We start from the raw sequence: 9447 nt of genomic DNA, 5'->3' as shown, positions 1-9447 counted from the left end.
GCGCGGGGGGGGGGGGCGCCGGCGTGGGGGGGGCGGGGGGTGCGGGGGGCGCGGGGCCCGTGCCCCCCCGCCCGGGCGCGGGCGGGGCCCCCCCCCCCCCCCTTCGGTGCGCCGGACGGGGCGTGAGGTCAGACCCCGGCCGTCGTCTTGATCCAGTCGCGGCTGTGCGCGACGCTCGCGTAGTTCTGCGTGCCCTGCGGGTCCGAACCGCTGTTCTCGCCGGTCGAGCAGACGCCGACCTGCACCCCGTCGGCCAGCTGGGGGCCGCCCGAGTCGCCGTGCCAGGCCGCACCGTTGACGCCCTTGCTGGCGATGGCCTGCCCGCCGAAGGCGTCCGTGCTGGTCCCGGTGACCTTCACGTTCGCCGTCTTGAGGGTGCTCGAGGGCGGGCTGCTGCCCTGCGTGCGGCCCCAGCCGTAGATCTGGTTGGTCGCACCGGAGGGCGGGTTGCCCGTGCCGAGCTTCATGAACGTCGTGTTGACCGCCTTGGTCAGGTGCAGCAACGCGATGTCACCGTTCGGCGAGGCCTTCTGCTGGTCCACAGCGGCCTCGGTGCCCTGCTGGAGCTTCACGTCGCCGACCTTGACGTGCATGCCCGGCTTGTTCAGGCAGTGCTGCGCGGTGAGTACCCACTGCGGGGCGATGATCGTCCCCGAGCACTCGAAGCCACCGTTGTCGGTGACGTTGTTCCAGTAGATCTGGGCACCCCACGGCGCGGAACTGACCGTTCCGCCGCCGATGATGTCCTCCTGGGCGTTCGCGGCACCGGCTGAGACGATGCTCAGCGCCGCGGCCGCTCCGGCTGCCACGGCGACAGCCCTCGACAATCGCATGAAAACGTCCTCCGGCCAACGAGAGTTCGGGGAGATCGCTCCGGTTGAAACGATTTCACCAAACTAGGTGGCCGGTTGGGGACTTCGTAACCTACCGAAGTCGGTATCGCGCCGGAGGAACGTAGTAGGCCAACCGGGTGAGCCCCCGGGACTCCGGCTCCGCATCCGAGGTGGCCCGAACGCCCCAATGAGGTGTCGTCAGTGGTGCTCGGTTGCGTTCGGCACGGGTCGGCTGGTGCGGGCTTTCGCTCTGGTCAGCAGGGTCGTGAATGGTCCGTTGGGGCCGTTGAACGCCGTCGATGTCCCCTTCGCGACACTCCGGTGCGGGGTCCCCATGTCCCGAACGCGCCGTTCGGGACGTTCACCGTCCCCGACGGAGCGTTCGCGACACCGGCACCACCCATACCGAGGCGGCATTGGGTGCCCTGGACGCACCCAATGCCACAGTGGGGCGCTCGCGACGACGGCGGATCAGGAGTCGGCGGGTTTGGTCCAGGCGACCTGGACGAGGCCGGTTCCGTGCCGTCGCGAGACCAGGGTGCCGCGGCCGGCGGGCTGAGGTGACGGCTTGACCTCGCCGAGCAGCGGGCCCTCTTCCTTGGCGCCGGACATGATCAGGCCCGGCGAGCCGAGTTCGCGCAGGCGTTGCAGCACGGGCTCGTACAGCGCGCGCCCCGCGCCGCCGGAGCCGCGCGCGATGATCAGGTGGAGGCCGATGTCGCGGGCCTGGGGCAGGAATTCCAGCAGGGGCAACAGCGGGTTGCGGCCGACGGCGGCGACGAGTTCGTAGTCGTCGACGAGGACGAACAGGTCGGGGCCGCGCCACCAGGAGCGGTTGCGGAGTTGGTCGGGGGTGACGTCGGGGCCGGGCAGGCGGTTCCGCATGGCGGTCTGGCATTGGGCGATCAGGTCGGTCAGCGTGTTCTCGGCGCCCGCGTAGCCCAGCAGGTGCGGCTCGTCGACGGCGCCGAGCAGGGTGCGGCGGTAGTCGCCGACGAGGATCAGTGCCTCGTCCGGCGTGTAGGCCGTCGAGATGCCGCGAGCCAGGGCGCGCAGCAAAGCGCTCTTGCCGGATTCGACGTCGCCGAAGGCCAGGAAATGCGGATCCGTGGCGAAATCCAGGTGCACCGGCCGCAGCGTCGACTCCGCGATGCCGAGGGTGACGTGCTTGTGCGGCGCCGACGGCAGCGAGTCCAGCGGCACCTCGGGCGGGAGCAGCCGGACCTGCGGGGCGCGCGAACCCCGCCAGGCGGCGGAAACGCGGCGGACCAGGTCGATGCCGCCCGCCCCGACCGTGTCCGGGCGCTGGTCGCCGTCGATGCGCGGGAGCGCGGCGAGGAAGTGCAGCTTCTCCGCGGTCAGGCCGCGGCCCGGCGCGTCGGCGGGGACGTTCTGCGCGATCTTGCGGTCGATCGAGGAATCGGCGGGGTCGCCCAGCCGCAGTTCGAACCGCGTGCCGACGGCGTCGCGCAGTTGCGCGCGGACACCGATCCACTGGTTCAGTGAGACGATGACGTGGATCCCGAAACCGAGGCCCCGCGCGGCGAGGCCGGTGATCTGCTCCTCCAGCTGTTCGTATTCCTGGCGGATCGTGGTCCAGTTGTCCACGAACAGGAAAACGTCGCCGAATTCGCGGCCGTCGGTGCTCTCGGTGAATTCCGCGCGGCCCGAGCGGAACGCCGCCATCGATTCGATGCCTTGCGCGGCGAAGAATTCCTCGCGCTGTTCCAGCAATGTCGTCAGTTCGGCGACGACACGGCGGCAGCGCTGCGCGTCGCGGCGGGTGGCGTAGCCGGAGACGTGTGGCAGCCCGGCGATCGGCGCCAGCGCGCCACCGCCCATGTCCAGCACGAAGAACTGCACTTCCGACGGCGTGTGCGTCAGCGCGAGCATCGCGGCGATGTCCCGCATCAGTGTGCTCTTGCCGCTCTGCGGGGCACCGACGATCAGCGCGTGCCCCGCCGCGCCGGAGAAATCGGCCCACAGCATGTCGCGCCGCTGCTCGAACGGCTTGTCCACCAGTGCCACCGGGATCGTCAGCTTCCCGTTGCCGCCCCAGCCGAGCGGGCACAGGCCACGCTCCGGGTCTTCGCCGAGCGGGGGCAGCAATTGGTCCAAAGTGGGCGGTTCGGCCAGCGGTGGCAGCCAGATCTGGTGCGCCGCCGGACCCTGACCCTCCACACGGGACAGCATCGCGCCGATGATCGTCTCGCCGGTACCCGACGGCACCGGTGATACATCCACAGTGGACTCTTCGGTAATCGGGATATCCGCCGGGGCAAGGGAAAACGGCAGGACTCCGAGCCGTTCGCCATCCTCGCGAACGACCGTGCTGCGCGGCGGCAGTTCGCCGGAGACGTATGCCGCCTTGAGCCGGGTGAGCGTGTCGTTGTCCGACTTCAGGTACGCCGAACCCGGCACCGGCGGCAGCTGGTACGCGTCGGCCACGCCCAGTACCGCACGGCTTTCCGCGGCGGAGAACGTCCGGAGCCCGATCCGGTACGACAGATGGGAATCCAGCCCGCGCAGCCGTCCCTCCTCCAGCCGCTGCGACGCGAGCAGCAGGTGGATGCCGAGGCTGCGGCCCAGCCGCCCGATCGCGACGAACAGGTCGATGAACTCCGGCCGCGAGGACAGCAGCTCGCTGAACTCGTCGATGATCACCAGCAGCGAAGGCAGCGGCTTCAGGTTCGCCCCGCCCTCGCGGGCCTTCTCGTAGTCCCGCACCGACGCGTAGTTCCCTGCCGCGTGCAGGAGTTCCTGACGCCGCAACAGTTCCCCGTTCAGCGCGTCCGCCATCCGGTCGACGAGCGCGAGGTCGTCGGAGAGGTTGGTGATGACCGCGCAGGTGTGCGGCAGCCCGGTCATCCCGGCGAACGTCGCGCCGCCCTTGAAGTCGATCAGCGCCAGGTTCAGCTTTTCCGAGGAATGCGTCACCGCGAGCGCGGTGACCAGCGTCCGCAGCAGTTCGCTCTTCCCGGACCCGGTCGCGCCGATGACGAGCCCGTGCGGGCCCATCCCGCCCTCGGCCGACTCCTTGAGATCCAGTTCGACGGGCCGTCCGTCAGGAGCGACACCGAGCGGGATCCGCAGCCGGTCCCGTGCCGAGCGCGGCGCCCACGTGACCGCGACGTCGGTGTCGCGTGGGTCGCCGATGCCGAGCAGCCCGGCCAGCCCGAACGTCGCGGACATCGGCTTTTCGGTCACCACCGCGGTGCCCTGGTACAGCGGGGTCAGCATCCTGGCCAGTGCTTCGGCCGCACCGCGGTCGAGCTGGTCCGGGACACCGAGGAAGCCGAGGCGCTGTTCGGTGCCGTCGGCGATCACCATGCCGAGCTGCTCCGGAGCGACATGCAGGCTCAGCAGCAACTCGCTCGACGTCGCCCGCGGCTGCTCGGCGCCGATCTCCAGCACGGTGACCCCGAGCTTGCCGTGCTCGCTGACCAGCCGGGGCTCGCCGAACGCCTGACCGCCGTCGACGACGACCACGACGTGCGGCAGATCGGGCACCGACGCCGGGCGGCGGCTGAACGCCGGCCGGTCGCCCAGCTCGGGGCCGAGCAATTCGGCCAGCGGTCCCAGCTCGGCGGCCGCCAGCCGTCGCGGTCCGGTCGCGTCGGCCGCCGTCGGCGCCGCGGCGTGCGGCAGCCATTTCGCCCATTCCCAGTCGTGCAGCCGATCGTCGGAGACGCACAACGCGATCCGCAGGTCGGCAGGGGAGTGGAAGGTCGTGAGCTGCGCCAGCAGCGCCCGTGCCATGCCGAGCGCGTCCGGGCGGCGGCCGGACAGCGACACCGCGGCGAACGACCGCAGCGACACCGCCACCGGCAGGCCGTCGACGGTGGAATACGTGCGGATGAAGTGTTTCAGGCTGGTCGAGGACACCGGGTCGAGGTCCTCCAGCGGTACGGTCTGCGGTGCCTTGAGCGGCGTCGCCAGCCGCTGTGGCCCCGTCCCGGCGCGCACCTGCGCGAAGTGCGCGGCACCGCGCCGCCGGTCCCACAGCTTGCCGGTCTCGACGTAGGCCCACAGGTCCGCCGGGTCCGGCTGCGCCGCGGTCAGCGTGGCTCGCTGCGCGTCGGCGATGTCGCGGACCTGGCCGCGCAATCCGGCGAGATAACGCTGGTAGTCACGGCGTTCGTCGTTGATCTGCGCCTTCTTCGCCATGCCGCCGCGGCCGAGCGACATCACCACCATGCCGCCCATCGCGGTGACGAACAGGGCGCCGAAGATCCACGTCATCACCCCGCCGTCACGTCCGATGTAGACGAACGACATGGCGCCCATGCCCAGCATCATCGGCAGGAACATCATCAGCTGCATCAGCCCGCCGGAGCCGCTCTTCGGCAGCAGGGGCGGGGACTGCAGGACGATCTCGCCCGGCAGGTCACCGAGGACGTCCAGACGATCGCGGGACGGATTCATCGAGGGCGCTTCCTGGCTTCTTGTGGGTAATCCGCCAGTCATTCTGGTCACTCTTCCCGCCGCGCTGGTGGGTACTTTTGCCGTCCGCCCGCACGCGACGGCGAACTTAACCTGCTCGTCAGCACCACCCCAGCGGGAAGGAGAGCCATGGTCAGCACGGGCGAGTACCGGGCCGAACCGGAGGCCATGCGCTCGGCTGTCGGCAATGTCGGCGGCATCATCGCCCATGGCATCAACGCGGTCGCCGACCTCGAACGCATGATCGTGCAGCCGATGTCGTTCGCGTCGTTCGGCAGCGCGGTGGCGGCGGCGAACGCGGCGCTGCACAGCAGCCAGATCACCGCCGTGCGCACCTTGTTGCAGCTGCTGCAACAGATCAACGGCCTGGTCAAGGACAGCGCCGACGCCTACCAGGCCGCCGACGAGGCGGTCGCGGGCGGCTACGGCGGTGGCCACGCGCCCGGCGGCGGGTCGCACGGGACGTCGATCTGGGGCAACTCGCACGCCGCGGAGCTGGCCACGCTCGCCATCAACGACAGCGCGGGCGCGGGCGGCGAACCCGGCTCGGTGGGGAACGTGCTGCGGTACCTCGGCGACGCCCGGCTGGGCCAGCTCGGGCACCACCCGATCACCGACGCCCGCTTCCACGGGGTCGCCGATTTCAACGACTGGCTCGCCGGCGACGCCGACAACCAGGCGCGTGCCGGGCTGATCGAGGTGTACGCGGGCACCGCGCGCAGCTTCGGCGACGTTCCCGGCGGGGTGCAGAGCGGCGACGTCGTCGTGGTCGAGCCGCTGCGTTCCCCCGGCGGTGCCCCGGTCATCGGCGTCGCCGGTGACGGCGGGCAGCTCTACAACCACGGCTTGGTCGACGCCGGGATCCACGGACTGGCGAAGGTCAGCGTGTACCGGCCCGCCTCCGTATGACTTCCCGTCCCCGGCCGCTCCCGAAGTGAGGTCCGATGCTGACTTTCCCCAATTCCAGCGCGATGGACGCGACCGCGTCCTCCGGCGGGCCGATCACCGTGCTGCCGCAGATCGTCACCGGCCAGCCGGAGCAGATCGCCAAGCACGTGCTCGACCTGCTGCGCAAGGCCAACGAATTCCTTTCCCTGTACACCGAACTGCACAAGGCGGCCGATCAGCTCGGCAAGATCTGGTCCGGTGCGGCGTCGGAGTCGGCGATCAAGAAGATCACCGACTCGCTCGACCAGCTGACCAAGATCGTCGACGTCGTGAAGAAGGGCGCCGAACTGCTGGGCGTGTCCGGCACCCTGATCAAGACCGCGCAGGAGGCCTACCGCGCGGTGGTCTCGGCGGTGAACCCGACGGTCGCCGCGCTGATGTCGAACTGGTGGACCTACGGCGCCGCGGTCGCCCTGTCGACGGCCACGAGCGCGTCGCTGCGGGCGTTCATCACCGCGATCGGCGCGCTGCTCAAGGCACTCGGCGTCGTCGATCTCGCCAACCAGGTCACGCAGCTCGCGCAGATCATCGGGGAGATCGAGAAGCTCTTCGGCCACCACGATTCCGGCGGTGACAAGGGGGCCGCGGGCAACGCCGCGGTGTCGGGCACGCCGGTCACCGCGCCGCAGCTGCCCCCGCCGGTGGCGAGCGCGGCCGGGCAGCAGGCGATCGGCGGCACCGGAGGCGGTGTCGGCGGCGGCGCCGGTGGTGGCGCGGCGATCCCGACGCAGCCGTCCTTCACGCAATACCAGCCACCCGCGCTGTCCGGGTCCTGGGGACACGGCGGCGCGGACGCGGCCAACAGCTGGATCCCGGTCGACCGCCCGGCCACCCCGCCGAGCGTGCCCGCGCCGTCGCCCGCTCCGGGCGGGGCGAACGAGGTCGTCATCCGCACCGATCTGAACACCGGCCAGTCGGTGATCGAGGCGCCGGGCGGCAGGGATCTCGACATCGATATCGACATGACGTACAACGGCAAGCACTTCGAGCAACATGTCGATATAGACGCCGGAGCCGATTCGACGGCGAAGGGCCGCTGACGATGTGGGGCTCCGGGGTCGTCGACGCGTCGGGGGCGGTCGGCTCCGTGCTGGCGGCCTACCGGCGTGTGCTGGTGGAATGCCGTCGCCGGGTGACCGGTGACCCCGGAGCCCTGACCGTCTCGGCCCAGCGGTGTTCCGCGCGGGCGTCGACGATTTCGGGGCGGGCGAACGACATTGGCGAGTCCGCACGGGCGCTGAACGCCGACTGGGAAGGTGCCGCGTACAGCGCGTTCGCGTCCGCCGCGCGGGAGCTGGGTGCCGATCTGGCCGCCGTAGCGTCCAAATTGGACGATCAGGCGAAACGGCTTTCCCTTGCCGCCCAGCTGTTCCAGTCGGCGGCCACGGCGGTGGACGCGATTCTCGCGCAGTTCGACCAGTACGCCTCGCTCCTGACAAACCAGTCCCGTTCGGTGAGTCCTGGCGCGGTCGACGCGTTCGTCGCCGCCGCGCGGGACTTCGGGGAGCAGGCGGTGGCGGCGGCACGGCAGACCGCCGACGAACTCGGTGACGCGCTGGCCCAGCTGTTTCCGCCCGAATGGCCCGGCAGGCTCGAGCACGAACTCGGCAAGTGGGGCGGCGGTGCGTTGCACTGGCTCAACGGCGAACCGCTGGACGGCCGTTCCCGGCCACGCACCGCGGCGTACTCCTGGTTCGGCAACTCCGGGTGGAAGAAACTCACCTGGGACGGGCTCCAGGGCACCCGCGCGCCGCGGAAGGCCGATACGCCGTTTGGGCAGCCTGAGCCGGAAGGCTTGCGGGACAAAGCTTTCCGCAACACCGAGATCACGTACTACAAATGGGCGCACGAGCAGGACGGGTTCGCTCCCGGCTGGGACGCGAAGGTGTCGTCGCAGGGCTGGGAAGTGAAGGCGTCCGGACACGCCGAACTCGCTGCGCTGCGCGAAGAGGGTGAGCTGAAGGGTGAGTGGGGAGTCGCCGGGGCACACGCGAAGGGCACGGTGTTCGCGGGCGGCGAGGTCAGCGGCTCGTTCCAGGGTGGCGAACACGGCGTCGGCCTACATGCCAACGCCTTCGTCGGCGGCAAGGTCGAAGGCGAGGTCGCGGCCGACGTCGCCGGGATCGGGGCCGGCGCGAACGGGACCCTCCAATATGGACTCGGCGCGCAGCTGGACGGTCAGGCCGTGTACGAGTCCGGGCACATCAAGGTGAACTTCAAGGCCGGGGTCGCGCTCGGCCTCGGCGCCGGGATCGGCGCGAAGATCGACATCGACCTGCCGAAGGTGGCCGGCACCATCGGCGAATACGGCGGCGCGGCTGTCGACGCGGTCGAGTCCGCGGCGGGCGAGGCCGCCGACGCCGTCGGATCCGTTTGGGACGACGCGGTTTCCGCGGTGAGTTCGTGGTGACCGCCGTGACCACGCTGCCGCTCGGCTTCGACGTCCCGGACGGCTGGACGCCGGTGGATCCCGAGCGGGCGGGCGCGGCCGGGGCGGTGTTCGTCGCGGTGCGGCCCGCGCCGGACAGGGAGTTCACGCCGAACATCACCCTCGGCGTCCGGCAGCGGCCCGATCCGGCGTCGATCGCCGACATCGCCGGGGAAGCTGTCGAACGGCTGGGCCGCATGATGGCCGGGCTCGACGTGCTCAGCCGCCGCGCGGTCGGCGGCCCGTCCGCGCCGGGGATCGCCCAGGTCCTGCGGCTGCGGACCGGCGAAGGTCTCGAACTCGTGCAGAGCCAGGTGCATCTGACGGTACCGGGAGCGGGACCGGGCGACCGGCTCGTGCTGGAACTGGCCTGCACGGCCGCGCCCGCGGACGCGCGGGCGCTCACCGGGGATTTCCAGCGTTTCGTGGGCAGTGTCCACGTGCGACACACAGGAGGAGAAGAGCAGTGACCGACCCCTATGCGGTGCCGGACATGGACGAATTGCTGGCGCAGGTGCGCAAGCAGACCGAACAGGTCCAGCGCATCCAGCGCACCGTCGAGGCGATGGAGGTCAAGGCGCACTCGCGGCAGAACGAGGTCACCGTCGTGCTGCGCGGGGACGGCCGGTTCACCTCGATCGACATCGACCCGCGCGCGATCCGCGAGTACGACGCGCGCAATCTGTCGGAGATCGTGCTGGAGGCGGTGAACGCGGGGCTGCAGAAGCTGGCCGAGGCGTCCAGCGCCAAGTTCGCGCCGGTGATCGAGGCAGCCAAGGCGGTCGGATGAGCGTG

At 70.7% G+C, this 9447-nt stretch carries 7 protein-coding genes; 5 read left to right on the top strand and 2 right to left on the bottom strand.

Going from position 1 to position 9447, the window contains the following annotated elements; all coding sequences use genetic code 11:
* Nucleotides 1–128: 128 nt before the first annotated feature.
* Nucleotides 129–833 (bottom strand): S1 family peptidase, encoded by a 705-nt coding sequence (locus tag ACFWX1_RS29505; RefSeq protein ID WP_378392793.1) that lies wholly within the window; start codon nucleotides 831–833, stop codon nucleotides 129–131.
* A 471-nt stretch (nucleotides 834–1304) separates the two neighbouring features.
* On the bottom strand, nucleotides 1305–5258 hold the full coding sequence (eccCa, locus tag ACFWX1_RS29500) for a type VII secretion protein EccCa (protein ID WP_378392791.1): 3954 nt from the start codon (nucleotides 5256–5258) through the stop codon (nucleotides 1305–1307).
* Nucleotides 5259–5405: 147 nt separating this feature from the next.
* Here eccCa and ACFWX1_RS29495 point away from each other — a divergent pair, with 147 nt between their 5' ends.
* From ACFWX1_RS29495 to ACFWX1_RS29475, 5 genes are read left to right on the top strand one after another with little or no spacing between them, the layout of a single operon-like run.
* Complete coding sequence (locus tag ACFWX1_RS29495) at nucleotides 5406–6185, top strand: WXG100 family type VII secretion target (RefSeq protein ID WP_378392790.1); 780 nt, start codon at nucleotides 5406–5408, stop codon at nucleotides 6183–6185.
* Nucleotides 6186–6220: 35 nt separating this feature from the next.
* Nucleotides 6221–7264, top strand: a complete 1044-nt coding sequence (locus ACFWX1_RS29490; protein WP_378392788.1) for a hypothetical protein — start codon at nucleotides 6221–6223, stop codon at nucleotides 7262–7264.
* 2 nt (nucleotides 7265–7266) lie between these two features.
* On the top strand, nucleotides 7267–8634 hold the full coding sequence (locus tag ACFWX1_RS29485) for a WXG100 family type VII secretion target (RefSeq protein WP_378392786.1): 1368 nt from the start codon (nucleotides 7267–7269) through the stop codon (nucleotides 8632–8634).
* Nucleotides 8635–8639: 5 nt separating this feature from the next.
* Nucleotides 8640–9122 (top strand): hypothetical protein, encoded by a 483-nt coding sequence (locus ACFWX1_RS29480; protein ID WP_378392784.1) that lies wholly within the window; start codon nucleotides 8640–8642, stop codon nucleotides 9120–9122.
* Nucleotides 9119–9442, top strand: coding sequence for a YbaB/EbfC family nucleoid-associated protein (locus tag ACFWX1_RS29475; RefSeq protein ID WP_378392782.1), 324 nt, complete (start codon nucleotides 9119–9121; stop codon nucleotides 9440–9442). Before ACFWX1_RS29480 ends, ACFWX1_RS29475 begins: the two co-directional genes overlap by 4 nt.
* Nucleotides 9443–9447: the final 5 nt, after the last annotated feature.

This window comes from Amycolatopsis sp. NPDC059021, assembly GCF_042739895.1.
Taxonomy (GTDB): Bacteria; Actinomycetota; Actinomycetes; order Mycobacteriales; family Pseudonocardiaceae; genus Amycolatopsis.
Note: the sequence above shows the minus strand (reverse complement) of the source record. Positions and strands in the feature narration are given on the sequence as shown.

Excerpts from the sequence above, each read along its gene's own strand:
- ACFWX1_RS29505 (WP_378392793.1), bottom strand. The coding sequence starts at position 833 with ATGCGATTGTCGAGGGCTGTCGCCGTGGCAGCCGGAGCGGCCGCGGCG.
- eccCa (WP_378392791.1), bottom strand. The coding sequence starts at position 5,258 with ATGAATCCGTCCCGCGATCGTCTGGACGTCCTCGGTGACCTGCCGGGC.
- ACFWX1_RS29485 (WP_378392786.1), top strand. The coding sequence starts at position 7,267 with ATGTGGGGCTCCGGGGTCGTCGACGCGTCGGGGGCGGTCGGCTCCGTG.
- ACFWX1_RS29495 (WP_378392790.1), top strand. The coding sequence starts at position 5,406 with ATGGTCAGCACGGGCGAGTACCGGGCCGAACCGGAGGCCATGCGCTCG.
- ACFWX1_RS29490 (WP_378392788.1), top strand. The coding sequence starts at position 6,221 with ATGCTGACTTTCCCCAATTCCAGCGCGATGGACGCGACCGCGTCCTCC.